13 protein-coding genes and 1 riboswitch are annotated in these 15,656 nt (G+C 68.7%); of the genes, 6 read left to right on the top strand and 7 right to left on the bottom strand.

The window, feature by feature from the left end:
- The first annotated feature begins 17 nt into the window (after nucleotides 1-17).
- Nucleotides 18-2,168: a phosphate acetyltransferase gene (pta, locus tag ACE11G_RS16150; protein ID WP_045537235.1), complete on the top strand. Its 2,151-nt coding sequence runs from the start codon at nucleotides 18-20 to the stop codon at nucleotides 2,166-2,168.
- Entirely contained in the window at nucleotides 2,165-3,388 is a 1,224-nt protein-coding gene (locus tag ACE11G_RS16145; protein ID WP_006897020.1) for an acetate kinase, read from the top strand. Before pta ends, ACE11G_RS16145 begins: the two co-directional genes overlap by 4 nt.
- A gap of 262 nt (nucleotides 3,389-3,650) precedes the next feature.
- Here the strand turns inward: ACE11G_RS16145 and ACE11G_RS16140 are convergent, their stop codons facing one another.
- From ACE11G_RS16140 to ACE11G_RS16125, 4 genes are all read right to left on the bottom strand, one after another.
- Nucleotides 3,651-5,342 (bottom strand): AMP-binding protein, encoded by a 1,692-nt coding sequence (locus tag ACE11G_RS16140; RefSeq protein ID WP_062366342.1) that lies wholly within the window; start codon nucleotides 5,340-5,342, stop codon nucleotides 3,651-3,653.
- 213 nt (nucleotides 5,343-5,555) lie between these two features.
- Complete coding sequence (locus tag ACE11G_RS16135; RefSeq protein ID WP_062366344.1) at nucleotides 5,556-8,000, bottom strand: serine/threonine-protein kinase; 2,445 nt, start codon at nucleotides 7,998-8,000, stop codon at nucleotides 5,556-5,558.
- A 4-nt stretch (nucleotides 8,001-8,004) separates the two neighbouring features.
- On the bottom strand, nucleotides 8,005-8,988 hold the full coding sequence (locus ACE11G_RS16130) for a glutamate ABC transporter substrate-binding protein (protein WP_045537237.1): 984 nt from the start codon (nucleotides 8,986-8,988) through the stop codon (nucleotides 8,005-8,007).
- The gene (locus ACE11G_RS16125; protein WP_006897016.1) at nucleotides 8,985-10,433 is read right to left on the bottom strand and encodes a hypothetical protein; all 1,449 of its coding nucleotides are present in this window, start codon (nucleotides 10,431-10,433) and stop codon (nucleotides 8,985-8,987) included. Before ACE11G_RS16125 ends, ACE11G_RS16130 begins: the two co-directional genes overlap by 4 nt.
- A gap of 129 nt (nucleotides 10,434-10,562) precedes the next feature.
- Here ACE11G_RS16125 and ACE11G_RS16120 point away from each other — a divergent pair, with 129 nt between their 5' ends.
- Nucleotides 10,563-11,021 (top strand): NUDIX hydrolase, encoded by a 459-nt coding sequence (locus ACE11G_RS16120; protein ID WP_006897015.1) that lies wholly within the window; start codon nucleotides 10,563-10,565, stop codon nucleotides 11,019-11,021.
- 37 nt (nucleotides 11,022-11,058) lie between these two features.
- Here the strand turns inward: ACE11G_RS16120 and ACE11G_RS16115 are convergent, their stop codons facing one another.
- The gene (locus tag ACE11G_RS16115) at nucleotides 11,059-11,421 is read right to left on the bottom strand and encodes a hypothetical protein (RefSeq protein ID WP_039867667.1); all 363 of its coding nucleotides are present in this window, start codon (nucleotides 11,419-11,421) and stop codon (nucleotides 11,059-11,061) included.
- Between the two features lie 258 nt (nucleotides 11,422-11,679).
- Nucleotides 11,680-12,357: a thiamine phosphate synthase gene (gene thiE / locus ACE11G_RS16110; protein ID WP_006897013.1), complete on the bottom strand. Its 678-nt coding sequence runs from the start codon at nucleotides 12,355-12,357 to the stop codon at nucleotides 11,680-11,682.
- 43 nt (nucleotides 12,358-12,400) lie between these two features.
- Nucleotides 12,401-12,514: riboswitch (TPP riboswitch) on the top strand.
- On the opposite strand from thiE, the gene ACE11G_RS16105 reads away from it, so the two are divergent.
- The 3 genes from ACE11G_RS16105 (at nucleotide 12,507) to ACE11G_RS16095 (ending at nucleotide 14,642) form a co-directional block, all read left to right on the top strand.
- Entirely contained in the window at nucleotides 12,507-13,664 is a 1,158-nt protein-coding gene (locus tag ACE11G_RS16105) for an FAD-dependent oxidoreductase (RefSeq protein WP_006897012.1), read from the top strand. Its footprint overlaps the riboswitch before it by 8 nt.
- Nucleotides 13,655-13,852, top strand: a complete 198-nt coding sequence (gene thiS / locus ACE11G_RS16100; RefSeq protein ID WP_006897011.1) for a sulfur carrier protein ThiS — start codon at nucleotides 13,655-13,657, stop codon at nucleotides 13,850-13,852. The genes ACE11G_RS16105 and thiS overlap by 10 nt, the downstream gene beginning before the upstream one ends.
- Nucleotides 13,845-14,642 (top strand): thiazole synthase, encoded by a 798-nt coding sequence (locus ACE11G_RS16095; RefSeq protein WP_006897010.1) that lies wholly within the window; start codon nucleotides 13,845-13,847, stop codon nucleotides 14,640-14,642. Before thiS ends, ACE11G_RS16095 begins: the two co-directional genes overlap by 8 nt.
- A gap of 7 nt (nucleotides 14,643-14,649) precedes the next feature.
- On the opposite strand, the gene ACE11G_RS16090 is transcribed toward ACE11G_RS16095, so the two are convergent.
- Nucleotides 14,650-15,597 (bottom strand): hypothetical protein, encoded by a 948-nt coding sequence (locus ACE11G_RS16090; protein WP_006897009.1) that lies wholly within the window; start codon nucleotides 15,595-15,597, stop codon nucleotides 14,650-14,652.
- Nucleotides 15,598-15,656: the final 59 nt, after the last annotated feature.

Genomic DNA, 15,656 nt, shown 5'->3' with positions numbered 1-15,656 from the left:
CGACTACGCTCGGATGCATGACTGGCACGGGCGCCCGCAGCATCTACGTCGCGTCGGCGGAAGGCGATACCGGCAAATCCACGATCGCGCTGGGGGTGCTCGCCGTCCTCACGGCGGCGGGCGGACGGGTCGGCGTCTTCCGGCCGATCTCTCGGGCCGCCGCCGGCGAACACGACTACATCCTCGACCTCCTGCACCAGTTCGCGTCGGTCGACATTCCGTACGAGCAGTGCATCGGCGTCACCTACGACGACGTGCACGCCGACCCCGACGCCGCCGTCGCCGAGATCGTCGACCGGTACCACACCGTCGCCGAGCAATGCGACAACGTCCTGGTGATCGGATCCGACTACACCGACGTCGCCTCGCCGTCCGAACTGAGTTTCAACGCGCGGATCGCGGCCAATCTGTCGGCGCCGATCATTCTGGTGGTCAAGGCCTTCGAGCGCCAGCCGCAGGAGGTGAAGGCGGTCGCCGAGATGCTGATGGCCGACATCAAGGCCGCGCACGCCACCACTGTCGGCGTGGTCGCCAACCGTTGCGATCCCGACCGGTTGCTCGAGGTGGTGGCCGCGCTCGGATCGGTGGACGTGCGGACGTGGGCGCTGCCTGACGAGCCGCTCCTGGTGGCGCCGACGATGGCCGAACTCTGCGAAGCGCTCGACGGAGTTCTGTACTCCGGCGAGGCGGATCTGCTCGAACGCGAGGCGCTGGAGGTGATGGTCGGCGGCATGACCGTCGAGCACATCCTCGAGCGGCTCAGCGAGTCGATGGTGGTGATCGCACCGGCGGACCGGTCGGACGTTCTGCTCGCACTGGTGAACGCCAATGCGGCGGAAGGCTTTCCACGGCTGTCCGGGATCATCATCAACGGCGGTCTGCGACCGCACCCGATGATCGACGCCCTGGTCAAAGGGCTCCGTCCGACGCTGCCGATCATCGCGTGCGATCACGGAACCTATGAGACGGCGCGGATCGCCGCGCATACCCGAGGCGCGATGGTCAGCGGGTCGGTCCGCAAGATCGACGCGGCGATGAGTCTGATGGAACGGTACGTCTCCCCGCAGGACCTGCTCGCCGAACTCGATCTGCACACACCGGAGGTGGTCACCCCGCAGATGTTCGAGTACCAGCTGCTGGCGCAGGCCAAGTCGGACCGTCAGCGGATCGTCCTGCCCGAAGGCGGCGACGATCGGATCCTGCGGGCCACCGACCGGCTCGTGCGTCGCGGTGTGGCGGAGTTGACGCTGCTCGGCGACCCGGACTCGGTGCGGCGCCGCGCCAACGAACTCGGCGTCGACCTGTCCGAGGTGGACATCATCGACCCGGCGACCTCGGAGCTCGCCGAGGAGTTCGCGCCGATCTACGCCGAACTGCGCAAGCACAAGGGAATGACGCTGGAACGGGCCTCGGAGGTGGTGCGCGACGAGTCGTACTTCGGCACCATGCTGCTGCACACCGGCCGCGTCGACGGCATGGTGTCCGGTGCCGTGCACACCACCGCCCAGACCATCCGGCCGGCATTCGAGATCATCAAGACGGTGCCCGGGGTGTCGACGGTGTCGAGCGTCTTCTTCATGTGCCTGGCCGATCGGGTCCTGACCTACGGTGACTGCGCGGTGGTTCCCGACCCGACGGCCGAGGAACTGGCCGACATCGCGGTGTCGTCGGCGCAGACGGCCGCGGCCTTCGGGATCGAGCAGCGGGTCGCGATGCTCTCGTACTCGACGGGCGGGTCGGGCTCCGGCAAGGACGTCGACAAGGTCCGCACCGCCACCGAGCTGGTTCGCGAGCGAGCGCCGGAACTGCTGGTGGAGGGGCCGATTCAATACGACGCGGCGATCGAACCCTCGGTCGCGGCGGCGAAGATGCCCGATTCGCCGGTCGCCGGGCGCGCGACGGTGCTGATCTTCCCGGACCTCAACACCGGCAACAACACGTACAAGGCGGTGCAGCGCAGCGCCGGTGCGATCGCCATCGGCCCGGTGCTGCAGGGACTCAACAAGCCGATGAACGATCTGTCTCGCGGCGCACTCGTCTCCGACATCGTCAACACCGTCGCCATCACCGCGATTCAGGCGCAGAACATCAAGAAGGCCCTCGCCGCCACGGAGCGGGGACCGCGAACCGAGACCCCGGGCGGGGAAGAGAACGGGAGCGACGCATGAGCCGCACACCGATCGACGGGACGGTGCTCGTGGTCAACGCCGGGTCGTCGTCGCTGAAATACCAGGTCCTCGATCCGGTGACCGAAGAGGTGATCGCCGACGGGCTCGCCGAGCGGATCGGGGAGTCGGCGTCGCGGATCAAGCACTGGTACCGCGGTCACGACGTGGAGGTCGAGGAGACGCTCGCCGACCACGAGGCGGCGATCGCGCGGGTCCTCGCACTCTTCGCCGCCGACGGTGTGGACGTCGCCGACTCGGGGTTGGCGGCGGTCGGCCATCGCGTGGTGCACGGCGGGCGCTCGTTCTTCGAGCCGACTCTGATCGACGACGTGGTGCGCTCGGAGATCGAGCGGATCTGCCCGCTGGCCCCGCTGCACAATCCGGCCAATCTCGTCGGCATCGACGCGGTGTCGGCACTGTTGCCGGACGTGCCGGCGGTCGCGGTCTTCGACACCGCGTTCTTCCACGACCTGCCCGACGCGGCGGCCACCTATGCGCTCGACGCCGCCGTGGCCGAGGAGTACGCGGTGCGGCGTTACGGTTTCCACGGCACCAGCCACGAGTACGTCTCGCGCCGGGCCGCAGAGTTCCTGGGGCGCGACTACGCCGACGTCGACCAGATCGTGCTGCATCTGGGCAACGGCGCCTCCATGTCGGCGGTGGCGGGCGGGCGCCCGGTCGACACCACGATGGGGATGACGCCGCTCGAGGGGCTGGTGATGGGCACCCGTACCGGAGACATCGACGCCGGGATCGTCTTCCAACTCGCGCGGGTGGGCGGGATGTCGGTCGATGAGATCGACACGCTCGTCAACAAGCGATCCGGGCTCAAGGGGCTGTGCGGGGAGAACGACTTCCGCGCGATTCTCGAGCGGGTCGAGGCGGGCGACGCAGCGGCGCGCCTGGCCTACGACGTGTACCTGCACCGACTGCGCCGGTACATCGGCGCGTATCTGATCGAATTGGGCGGCGCCGACGCCATCGTGTTCACCGCCGGAGTCGGGGAGAACGCGGCGGCGGTGCGCGCCGATTCGCTGGCCGGGCTGGAGAAGTTCGGCATCGAGATCGACGCCGAACGCAACGCGGTCCGCAGCAGTGAGTCGCGTGTCATCTCCACCGAATCCTCCGAGGTGACGGTCCTCGTGGTGCCGACCAACGAAGAACTCGCCATCGCCCGCCAGGCCGTCGCTGTCGCCGGCTCTACCTCACAGGCCGGTTGACCGATTTCCCCCGCAGGCTGGTTGAGCGACTCCCACCCCCAGGCTGGTTGACCGACTCTCCCCTCAGGCCTGTTGAGCGAGCGGAGCGAGTCGAAACTGCGTTGTGCAGTCGACTCCCTCCCCCTCAGGCCTGTTGACCGACTCTCCTCTCAGGCTTGTTGAGCGAGCGGAGCGAGTCGAAACTGCGTTGTGCAGTCGACTCCCTCCCCCTCAGGCCTGTTGAGCGAGCGGAGCGAGTCGAAACTCCCGCACCCCGGCAGAGTCACACGACCAGGTCCTCGTACCGGAACTCGGTGACGATCTCCTCTCCCGCCGCATGCGACGCGGCTTCGCGCTGCTGCAGTTCCACACGTCGAATCTTCCCGGAGATGGTCTTCGGGAGTTCGAAGAACTCGACGCGGCGCACTTTCAGATACGGCGCCAGATGGTCCCGGGCGTACTCCATGATCGTCTTCGCGGTCTCGGCGGTGGGCTCCCATCCCTCCGCGAGTGCGACGTAGGCCTTCGGCACCGCGAGACGGGTGTCGTCCGGTTGCGGAACCACCGCGGCCTCCACCACGGCGGGATGCTCGATCAGCACGCTCTCCAACTCGAACGGCGAGACCTTGTAATCGGACGACTTGAAGACGTCGTCGGTGCGGCCGATGTACGTGATGTAGCCGTCCTCGTCGCGGTGCGCCACATCGCCGGTGTGGTAGTAGCCGCCGGCCATCACCTGCTCGTTGCGTTCCGGATCCCCGAGATAACCGGTCATCAGGTTCATCGGGTGCCGGGCGAGGTCCAGACAGATCTCGCCGTCGTCGGAGACCTCACCGGTCAGCGGATCGACGAGCGTGACCGGAACGCCTGGCATCGGACGGCCCATCGAACCCGCTTTCACCGGTTGGCCGGGTGTGTTGCCGACCTGGAGCGTGGTCTCGGTCTGCCCGAAGCCGTCGCGGATCGTGAGACCCCACGACTGCTCGACCTGACGGATCACGTCGGGGTTCAACGGTTCGCCCGCGCCGAGCAGTTCGCGCAGCCCCTCCGGCCGTTCTCCCAGATCCGCTTGAATCAGCATGCGCCACACCGTCGGCGGGGCGCAGAAGGTGTTGACGCGGGCCCGTCGCAGCTGCCCCATGAGGGCGGCGGCGTCGAACCGTGAGTAGTTGTAGACGAAGATCGTCGCCTCCGCGATCCACGGCGCGAAGAACAGGCTCCACGCGTGCTTGGCCCAGCCGGGCGAGCTGATGGTCAGGTGGACATCGCCCGGCTTCACGCCGATCCACGCCATCGTCGTGAAATGGCCGACGGCGTAGCTGATCTGCGAGTGCTCCACCAGCTTCGGCCGGCTGGTGGTGCCCGAGGTGAAGTAGATGAGCATCGGGTCGCCCACCAGGGTGGTCGACTCGAACGGTCCGGCCGACTCGGCATCGGCGCTGGCGGAGTACGACGTCCAGCCGGCGACGTCGCCGCCGACCACGATGCGCCGATAGTCGCCCTCGACCGTGTCGAACTTGGCGGTGTCCGCGGCGTTCGCGATCACACAGCTCGCGCCGCCCCGCTTGATCCGGTCGGTGAGATCGGCCGGGCCCAGAGCCGCGGTCGTCGGCATCACGATCGCGCCGAGCTTCATGATCGCGAGCATCAGCTCCCACAGTTCCACCTGATTGCCGAGCATCAGGACGATGCGGTCGCCCTTCGTGATGCCGAGACCCCGCAGCCACGTCGCCACGCGATCGGAGTTCGTGGCCATCTCGTCGAACGTGACTTTGACCTCCGACCCGTCCTCTTCGGTGATCCACAGAGCGAGACGGTCGTTGCCGCGGGCGAAGCTGTCGAACCAGTCGATGGCCCAGTTGAACGTGCCGGTGATCTCCGGCCAGCGGAACTCGCGGACGGCGCGGTCGTAATCGTGGATCAGCTCGATCATCTGGTCGCGGCTGCTGCGGTAGAGCTCAGTGTTCGTGGTCATGGTCACATGATCCACATCACAGTCGGGTGCGGCCACCCTCCGAAGAGGGGTGTGGGTGTGGTGGGTGGGTGCGGTGGTTTCGACTCGCTGCGCTCGCTCAACCAGCGTGGGGGTGGGGGCGGTGGTTTCGACTCGCTTCGCTCGCTCAACCAGCCTGGGAGGAAGTGCTCAGCCAGCCTGGGGGCGCTCAACGAGCCTGGGGAGTTGCGGCGGTCAGAACAGGGTGGCGGGCCGGATCAGGTTCGCGAGGTCGACCAGCAGGAAACGGTGGGCGCGATTGTCGCGGGTCGCCTTCGCCAGCTCGCGGAGAGAGCGTTCGGTTCCGGCCCGCAGACCGTGCTCGTTGAACGGGAAACCGAGGAAGTCGTCGGCCGGATAGTCCTCGTCGAGGTGAGCGTCGATCCACCCGAGAGCCGTGCCGAGGATGATGAGCTGGAGGCGGCCGCGCCGGGGATCGTCCCAGCTGATCTCTTCGAAGCGCTCGGCCGCCTCGAACAGCTCCGACCTCGTCACCTCGCTCGGCGGGCGACCGTGGACGAGGGTGATGATCGCCGAGATCTGCGCGGTGCCGTAGTGCCGGCTCGTGGTGGGTACCTCATCGAGGGGCTCGATGGCGGCGTCGTACCGTCCCTCCGCCAGGATCATCCTGGCCAGCCCGAAAGCTGCGGACACGATGCTGTGATCGGTCAGCCACAGATCGTGATAGTTCTGCCGCGCGATCTCGTACCAGCGTTCCACCTGCGCCATCTGGTCGTTGGAGGTGTACTCCTCGGCGGAGAGCCAGTAACCGATCAGCTCGGCGGTGCCCGCCACCGCCAGTTTCGGCGCCACCTCACCGGGCATCGCCTCCAGCACTTCGTGAAAGCGGTCGAAGGCGAGTTCCGGCTCGGCGTTGAGCAGCGAGCAGATGCCCAGATACCAGTGCAGCCGCCACGAGTCCCCGTGATGGACCGCGACCTCCCGAAGCAACTGCAGCGCCGTGTCGAGATTGCCGAGCTCCAGATGGGCGCGCGCTTCGGCGAGGTCGAGTTCCATCGACGGGTGCTGCGGTCCGGCGCCGTCGTCGGCGTCGTCCGTCGCGATGAGCGCCTTGTACCCGTCGGCGCGCGCGGCGCGGATGGTGTCGAGCGTTTGCCGCGGGTACGAGAGAGCGGCCGAGGTCAGGACGCTCGCGGCGGGATCGGTCGGGTCCACGAGCGGCACCGGCAGCGCTCGCGCGATGTCGGCGGGGTCGTGGATCGCCGCGTCCTTCGGGTCGAAGAAGCCGTCCACGGGCGCCAGCAGGAGTTCGGTGCCGAACGTCGAGCGCTGCGGGGTGAAGACCGTCGACATGGAGGGCCGGGGGACGCCGGTGTGCAGCGCCACGGTCTCCCGCAGCACGTTGAGCACCTGCGTGGTCATCTCCTCCGCGGACGAGAAGCGTTCGGCGGGGTCGGGGGATGTGGCCCGGTGCAGCAGGAAGTAGAACGACGGATTCTCCACGAACAGCGGAGTGGTTCGCGGGTCGGGCAGTCCGTCGAGGTATCGGCCGTCGGCCATCGGCATGTCGACGGTGAGGACGGCCAGTGTGCGGCCGATGCTGTAGATGTCTGTGACGATCTGCGGGCCCGTCTGCACGATCTCCGGAGCCTGGAACCCGGGCGTGCCGTAGAGATGCCCGGTCCCGTTGATCGCGGACACCGCACCCAGGTCGATGAGCTTGACCTCATCGCTGGTGATCATGATGTTGTCGGGTTTCACGTCGTTGTAGACCAGGCCCACCGAATGCAGGTATCCGACGGCCGAGAGCACTTCGAGGATGTAGGCCATCGCCTGCTCGATCGGGAGCAGCGACGAGGTGCCGTCCTCGTTGGTGGTCAGCTGTTTGAGAGTGTGACCGCCGACGTACTCCATCACGATGTAGCCGACGGACCGCCCGTCCTCCGTGACGCCCTCCACGAAGTTGAAGATCTTCACGATGCCCGGATCGTTCACCGAGGCGAGGAACTGCCGCTCGGCGATGGCTACCGCCTGAGCCTGTGAGTCCGACGAGTTCAGCAGGCCCTTCAGGACGACGGGGCGGTCGGAGACGTTGTGGTCCACAGCCAGGTAGATCCATCCGATGCCGCCGTGCGCGATCGCGCCGGCGATCTCGTACTGATCGGCGACCATCGTGCCCCGTTTGAGACCGGGGACGAACGAGTACCGCGACCCGCAGTTCCAGCAGGTGCCGCTGAGCGGTCCCTTGCCGCGGCCCGACTTCCGGCCCACCGGCTCGCCGCAGTTCCAGCACTTGCGCTTGCTCGGCGCGATCACGGGGTCGGCCAGGACGGCGTCCGCGGGGTCGATGTCGGTGATCTCGGGAAGCTGGACCAGTTCACTGCCGAGGCGGCGGTCGTGGACGTGGGCGCTCTTGCGGCTCTTCCTGCGTGAGGCGGCGATGTCGTCGAGGATCCGCCGCACCTGCGTCGACTGGGTGACGGTCGCCGTAGGCGCGGTGTCCCCGACAGCGCCCATCGGCGCGGGGACGGTGCCCGCCTGTGTCTGGACCGACTCGGAGGCCTCGGTCTGTGCGGGTTCGACTGCCGAGGCCTGCGTCTCGGCCGGGAGCGCGGTCGCCTCGGTGGCGACCGGCTCGGCGTCGCCGTTCTTGTTGCGCTTCTTCTTGATATCGCTCATCACGTCAATCCCGGTACATCGTCGGCGGCGGGGATCCGGGCCCGAGGATCGACAGCCACTCGTCGTAGGACCGCTGCCAGCTGCCGTCGGCCTCGCGGGCCGCGATCACGCCGTTGATGAATCGCGCGAAGTCATCCTGCCCCTTGGGTATCCCCACTCCGTAGTACTCCGTTCCGAGGCTGTCGCCGACCACGTGGACCCACGGGTCCTGCGCGGCGATCCCGGCGAGTATGGAGTCGTCCGAGGTGATCGCGTCCACCTGCCCCTGCTGCATCATCACCAGGCAGTCGGCCCAACTTGCGGTGGTGAGATATTTCGCGCTCGGAACAGCACGTTCCACACGCGCGATGGAAGTGGACGAGCGAGTGGCGCAGACGTTCTTCCCGGCGAGATCGGATGCCTGTGAGATACCCGAATTGCGGTACGCGAGGATCTGCTGGGCGGCGGCGTAGTAGGGCACCGAGAAGTCGATCGACTTGAGCCGATCGCACGTGATCGACATCGTCTTGACGACGACGTCGACCGCGCCGTTCTCCAGCGCCTGGATTCGGTTCTCGTTGGTGATCATCCGGTACTCGATCAGATTCGGATCCCCGAAGATCGCCTCGGCGATCCAGTGCGCGACGTCGATGTCGAATCCTTTGACGTCGCCGGTGATCGGATCGCGGAAACTCAGCGGATTGCTGCCGAGGTCGGTGCCGACGATCAGCCGTCCGCGCTTGGCGATCCGGTCCATCGTCGATCCGGGCGGCATCTGCCGCGGTTCGGGCAGCGGTCCCGGCCGGAGTCCGGCGATCGTGGCGCAGTCGGAGTCGGGCGCCGGCGCGTCGGGCTGCGCGCCGAAACCGACGTCGGGCGGGAACGGCGCGTGCGCGGTGGTGGACGGCGGCTCGCTGGGGGTGCTGGTCACGGTGGCGCATGAGGTGAGGCCGGACGCGATGAGACACAGCAGTACGATCAGGCGGCGGGCGGACGCGGAGGCTGTCATCGGTACTCCCGGATCCGGGGGAACAGGCCGATCGCGACCGCCACGGCGGCCACCCCGCACAGCACGCCGATACCAGTGCCGGTGAAGCCGAGCAGACGCTGGGCGGTGCTGATGTTGTCGCGGAACGTGGTGCGGGCCTGGCCTATAGCCTTGACCAGCGCGTCGTTGACCTCGTTGTATCCGGTTGCGGTGCTGATCTTGCCGTTGCCGATGGTCAGGGCCCGCGCGGCCGTGTAGTCACCGCTCGCCAGCCGACGGCCCACCTCCTCGTGGGCACTGCGCCAACGTTCGAGCGCCGACTGGACGTCGGTGAGCGGCTGCGTCAGGCCGTGGTCGTCGGCGTGGTCGGGGTCGTTCGCGAGTTGGTCGGCGTGATCGTGGATCTCCTCGAGATCCTTGCTGAAGCCGACGTCGAGTTCTCCCGGATCGGACCGGCGGACCAGCGACAGCGTCTCGGCCGACCGCGCCTGCTGTGTGAGGATCCGCATGGTGGTCAGCGTGTGCAGCGGATCGGCACCGGCGGTCTTCGCCGTGTTGGCCGCGGCCACCGACAGCAGTCCCGAGATGAGCAGCCAGACCGTGCCGAGGATCATCGCGGTGAGCGCGCCGATGAGACCGATGTTGAAGTGGCGCCGCGTGCGCCGGGCCAGATAGCGTCCGGTGACGATCAGCATCGCGATGATGATCAGCAGCGCCACGTAGACGCCCCACGGTGGGACGGTGAGGGTGCGCTGGGGGTCGGAGATCGCCGACGACCGGTCCTCGTAGAGGCGTTGCGCCGCGGGCAGGATGGTCTCGATCATCAATGACGAGGCCTCGCTGAGGTAGGCCGATCCGACGGGGTTCGCGAGCCGGTTGTTGGTGCGTGCGGTCTCGATGAGGCCCGTGTACACCGGGATGTTGGTGGCGATGGTGTCGAGATCGTCACGCGAGGGCTTGTCGCGCTCGGACACCTCCGCCGCCGTGGACAGTCCGTCCGCGGCGGCGATGAGCGCGGAGGACGCCGTCGCGATGGAGTCGGTGTACTCCGCGCGGAGGTCGGGGGACTCGCGGCCGCCGGAGATGAACGCGGAGTTGGCCGCGGCGTCGGCCACCGACAGCGAACTGTAGAGGACCTCGGCGGCCTCGGCCTGCGGCTCGGCGCGGTCGACGAGTGCTTCGAGGGTCTGGCTTCGCTCGGTGAGCGAGACGGACGAGTACCAGCCGGTGAGACCGCATGCGAGGACCATCGCGAGCAGGATGATGACGAGTTTGCCGGGCGTGGTGGTCGCGTAGAAGCGCATCGTCAGCAACGGCGACGAGACCCGCTCGCGGGTCATGGCGGCGATCTCGCGCCGGTCGGCGATCACCTGGCGCAGAGTGGGGCTCGGCGCGCCACGGTCGGGCAGCACACTGCGGCCCGCATGCGTGAGTGCCGAGCGCACTCGGTAAACCTGGCCGGCCACGAGTTGTCCCTTTCGGATGTGCTGCGCTCAACCCTAGTCGGCGCGGCTGCGAGTAGACGGACAGCCCGGTACGGTGATTCGTCAGAGAAGCCGATCTGAAGTCGGTGGGTCGGTGCAGGAGGTCGCAGGGTGCGCGGTGACGGTGACGGCTGGGTATTCGGTGCGGACGGTGCGCGCTACTGGGGACGCTTCGGGGCGGCGGGTCTGCTGCTGTGCGCGCCGGCCGACTCAGGCGTCGTGGTGCTGCTCCAGCATCGCGCCGTGTGGTCGCATCAGGGCGGCACGTGGGGGCTGCCGGGCGGTGCCCGCGACTCGCACGAGAGCGTGGAACAGGCCGCGGTGCGTGAAGCGCACGAGGAAGCCGGGATCGCTGAGTCGGACGTCGCGGTGATCGAGTCGATCGTCACGCACTCGGCGCCGGAGTGGAGTTACACGACGGTCATCGCCAAGGCCGATTCGCCGGTCGCGACGGTCGGCAACGGGGAGTCCGCCGAACTGCGCTGGGTGCCCGCCGAGTCGGTGGCCGAGCTGCCGCTGCATCCCGGTCTGGCGAAGGCGTGGCCGGGGCTGCTGGCCCGGCTCACCTGAGTCCGGCCCGCCCGAAACCCGGACCACCTGAGCGAGCTCACGCCAGCTGATTGGCTCCCGCGATCAGCGCGTTGATGGTGGCCTCGTCGCCGGTGCGGCCCCGGCCGTACGACCAACTCCGGTGCAGATCGCGTTCGCAGAGCAGGTAGGTGACGGTCTCGCCGTCCTCCTGATGCTGGTACAGCGAGACGATCTCGACGCCCGCGCCCAGTGCGTACAGCACCTCGGTCATCGCGCCGATGGCGCCGACCGCGGTGGCGCTGACGTCGTGGCATCGTCGGCCGAGATTGATCCGTGCGCGGCAGGTGACGGTGTCGCCGCGACCCGGCTCGATCGTGATCGCCTCCAACGCGATGTCGCCGGCGGGTGCGTAGGTCTGGTCGAAACTCGAAGTGGTCATGTCGGCCGCCTCCCGTGGAAACCAGTTCGGCAGTCGCCGAGAGGAGCGGGACTGCTGCGGACGGTCGTATCCGTTACGGGTACAGGATGTCGGCAGGATCTGAATGGAACGCATCGGGAGCCTTCATTTCGGTCGAAGATTCGATGACCGACGAGCTCAGATATGTGGAGAGACGACAACCCCGCAGCGGGGGGTCGGTCGAATCAGACCCCGCTGCGGCGGGCTACAAGAAGCTTCCACGTCATGATGGCAAGCAGCTTACTCCGCCGTGCCGGAAAGGCAAGCCGTCCGGAGGTCGCGCGCGGCGGTCGCGGGATCGTCGGCACCGGTGATCGCCCGGACCACCACGATGCGCTCGCCGCCCGCGTCGGTGACCTCTCGAACGCGGGGCAGGTCGATGCCGCCGATCGCGAACCACGCCTTGCTGGGCCGCGCCGCGGCGACCGCGCTGACGAACTCCAGTCCGGTGGCCGCCCGGCCCGGTTTGGTCGGCGTCGTCCAGCACGGGCCGGTGCAGAAGTAGTCCACGTCGGGATCGGCATCGGCGGTGAGCGCCTGCTCCACGGTGTGCGTGGAGCGGCCGATCACCACGTCGGGGCCGACGATGCGCCGGGCGGTGGCGGGCGGCAGATCGTCCTGGCCGACGTGGAGGACGTCGGCGCGGGACGCGACCGCGACGTCGGCCCGGTCGTTGACCGCCAGCAGCGCACCCGCGGCGTGCGTCAGTTCGCGCAGCCGCCGCAGCAGTTCCAGCTCCTGCACGGCGGTGAGCTCGCCGAACTCGCGTTCCCCGGGCGAATTCTTGTCGCGCAGCTGGACGATGTCGACGCCGCCCGCGAGAGCGCTCCGGACGAAGTCGATCAGGTCGCCGCGCTCGCGCCGCGCGTCGGTGCACAGGTACAGGCGGGAGGTGGCGAGACGAGTGCGGGCATCCATGACCGACACCGTAGTCGCCGATGCCGGGCGGTAGACTGTGAGGCGTTATCGACACGGGAGTCCGGAGGTCCGCCGGGCTGAGAGTGCGCTGCGCCGGCGCTGACCGTCACACCTGATCCGGGTCATGCCGGCGAAGGAAGGCTGACGTCATGTCTGGTGAAAGCGCATCCGGCGAAGAGTTCGCCTCCCCGAGGGGACATAGCACCGAGCGGCTCGGTGAACTGTCGGTGATCGGGGGCGGCGTCGTCGGCCTCACGTGCGCCCTGTCCGCCGCCGACCGCGGATGGCGGGTGCGCGTCTTCGACGCCGGACCGCAGGAGCGGGCCGCGCACGTCGCGGGCGGCATGCTCGGCTGCTTCGCAGAAGGACATCCCGGCGAGGACCGGCTGCTGGCGATCTCGCGGGACTCGGTGGCGCGATGGCCCGCCCTGCTCGAACGACTCGGCGATCCGACCGTGCGGACGGCCGCCGACAGCTTGCTGATCGGTGCCGCGCCGGCCGATCTGGAGCACCTGCGGACACAGGTGCGGTTCGGGCTGTCCACGTCGCCCGGCGACGCCGACCGGCTGCCCGCGATGACACCGGCCGAGCTGCGTGCAGCCGAACCCGCGCTGGTGCGCGGCGTGGCCGGAGGGTTTCACGCGGTCGGTGAGGGGTCGCTCGACAACCGGCGGCTGATCGCCGCGCTGCAACGCGCGCTCAAGAGCCGCGGAGTGATCTGGGAGCGCGGGCGGGTGACCGATCTGTCGACGATCCCCGGGGATCAGGTGCTGGTCGCGGCCGGCCTCGGTTCCCGCAGGCTGCTGCCGAGCGTGGAACTCCGCGGTGAGAAGGGCGAGATCCTCCGACTGCGCCGCACACGTTGGTCGGTGCCGCCGCCGACGCATGTGATCCGGGCCCGCTGGCATGGGCGCGCCCTGTACCTGGTGCCGAGGGATGACGGGGTGGTCGTGGGCGCCACCCAGTACGAGGCCTACGACGACGGTGATCGGATGCCGCTGGCGGGCGGGGTGGGCGATCTGCTCGCCGACGCCGCCGAGCTGATGCCGGGACTGCGCACCTACGAACTCGCCGAGGCGGGCGCGGGGATCCGCCCGTCGTCGCCGGACGGTGTGCCCGTGGTGCGGCGGGTGGACGAGCGGATTCTCGTCGCCGCCGGGCACGGCCGCAACGGCATCGCGCTCGCCCCGTGGACCGCGGCGCGCGTGGCCGCCCTCCTCCGACCGCCGGATCGGCGCGGACCGGACTCGCGGGTGGATCCGATCGCAACTGACAACACCGACAACAGGGAGCCGACATGGAACTGACCGTCAACGGCGACACCGTCACCTTCGATGACGCGCCGACCGTCACCGGGCTGCTGGCCCACCTCGACCTGCCCGACTGCGGAGTCGCGGTGGCCGTGGACGGGGTGGTGCGTTCCAAAGCCGAGTGGGACCGACCGCTCGGTGCGTACGCCGAGATCGACATCCTGACGGCGGTGCAGGGTGGCTGACACAGCACAGGGACCGGTCGGGGAGGTGCCGCCGCTGTCCGTGGCCGGCCGCGAGTTCGGTTCGCGGCTCATCACGGGGACCGGCGGCGCGCCGAATCTCGCTGTGCTCGAACGTGCATTGATCGCCTCCGGAACCGAGCTGACGACGGTGGCGATGCGCCGCATCAGTCCGGAGTCCGGGACCGGTGTGCTCGACCTGCTGCGTCGCCTCGGAATCGCGGTCCTGCCGAACACGGCGGGCTGTCACACCACGGCCGAGGCGGTACTGACCGCGCAGCTCGCCCGTGAGGCGTGCGAGACGGATCTGGTCAAGCTGGAAGTGGTGGCCGACGACCGCACGTTGCTGCCCGATCCGCTCGAGTTGGTGGACGCCGCATCGGCGCTGGTCGCCGACGGCTTTCAGGTTCTCGCGTACACCAACGACGACCCGGTCCTCGCTCTGCGTCTGCAAGACGCGGGGGTGGCCGCGGTGATGCCGCTGGGCTCGCCGATCGGGACCGGGCTCGGCATCTCCAATCCACACAACATCGAGATGATCGTCGCGCGGGCCGAGGTGCCGGTGGTGCTCGACGCCGGCATCGGGACGGCGAGCGACGCGGCACTGGCCATGGAACTCGGCTGCGACGCCGTCCTGCTGGCCTCGGCGGTCACGCGCGCGGACGACCCGGCGGCGATGGCCGCGGCCATGCGCCACGCCGTCGTCGCCGGATACCTGGCCGCGCACGCCGGCCGGATCCCGAAGCGGTTCTGGGCGCAGGCATCCTCGCCGAGCCGTTCCGCGATCTGCTGAGGACGCGTCAGCGGTCCGCGTCGTCGACCTGCTCGCGGCCGCGGCGCCATCCGCCCTTCTCCGGCGGGGCCTCCCCGAAGTGGTCGGGGTCGCCGGTGCCGTACCAGGCGACGAGGACCGCGCCGACCACGGCGCCGATGAAGCCGACCACCGCGAGCCAGCCGAGACCGGGGTGTGCGCTGTCGCCCAGGAAGGCCACGCCGATGATGCTGGGGCCCGCGGTCTCACCGACCACCAGCATCGCGGTCACGCCGCTGACGGCACCGACCTGCAGCGCCACCGTCTGCACGTAGAAACCGATCGCTCCGGCGATCGCGATCGACCACGCCGCGGGGTCACCCAGGATGGTCAGGATGTCGAACTTCTCCAGGCCGTCGAGCACCCGGACCGAACACGCGATCACGCCGAACAGCAGCCCCGCGCCGGCACCGCCGATCGGCGCGGCGAACTTACCGCCCCGGTACACGCCGACCAGGGAGACGGTGCACAGCAGGATGGTCGCGATCATCAGACCCCAGTGGAAGGTCATCGACGCGCTGTCCTTGACGCCCGGGGACGACGACACGCCGAGCAGGAACAGGGAGAGCACCACGAGCCAGATCGCGACCCAGTCACGGGTGTGCAGAACGATATTGAGCAGGAGTGTTCCGAGCAGTGCCGTGACGACGAGGTTGGCGGACACGATCGACTGAGCCAGGAACAGCGGCAGGAAACGCGCGGCGACGGCGCCGCCCGCGAAGCCGACGATGACCATGACAGTCCCGAGGATGAACGCGGGATCGACGAGCGTGGAGAAGGTCGACTCGACCGACGGCGAGTTGTCGCCGCCGACCCCGGCCTTGCCCTCTTCCCGCTGCTCCACCGCGACCCGGCGGGCGCCGAGTGCTCGGAGCACGGTCGAGACTCCGTAGGCCACCGCGGCCATCGACGCCGCAATGATCCCGATTACGTACAACGAAGAATCCCCTGAGTCGTGAATGAGTACTCGGTAAGAACACGCTACACGTGAGGCTT

It is taken from the genome of Gordonia sp. PS3 (assembly GCF_041950545.1).
Taxonomy (GTDB): domain Bacteria; phylum Actinomycetota; class Actinomycetes; order Mycobacteriales; family Mycobacteriaceae; genus Gordonia; species Gordonia sihwensis.
Note: the sequence above shows the minus strand (reverse complement) of the source record. Positions and strands in the feature narration are given on the sequence as shown.

Coding starts and splice junctions, on each gene's coding strand:
- pta (WP_045537235.1), top strand. CDS start 18: ATGACTGGCACGGGCGCCCGCAGCATCTACGTCGCGTCGGCGGAAGGC.
- ACE11G_RS16145 (WP_006897020.1), top strand. CDS start 2,165: ATGAGCCGCACACCGATCGACGGGACGGTGCTCGTGGTCAACGCCGGG.
- ACE11G_RS16140 (WP_062366342.1), bottom strand. CDS start 5,342: ATGACCACGAACACTGAGCTCTACCGCAGCAGCCGCGACCAGATGATC.
- ACE11G_RS16135 (WP_062366344.1), bottom strand. CDS start 8,000: ATGAGCGATATCAAGAAGAAGCGCAACAAGAACGGCGACGCCGAGCCG.
- ACE11G_RS16130 (WP_045537237.1), bottom strand. CDS start 8,988: ATGACAGCCTCCGCGTCCGCCCGCCGCCTGATCGTACTGCTGTGTCTC.
- ACE11G_RS16115 (WP_039867667.1), bottom strand. CDS start 11,421: ATGACCACTTCGAGTTTCGACCAGACCTACGCACCCGCCGGCGACATC.
- thiE (WP_006897013.1), bottom strand. CDS start 12,357: ATGGATGCCCGCACTCGTCTCGCCACCTCCCGCCTGTACCTGTGCACC.
- ACE11G_RS16105 (WP_006897012.1), top strand. CDS start 12,507: ATGTCTGGTGAAAGCGCATCCGGCGAAGAGTTCGCCTCCCCGAGGGGA.
- thiS (WP_006897011.1), top strand. CDS start 13,655: ATGGAACTGACCGTCAACGGCGACACCGTCACCTTCGATGACGCGCCG.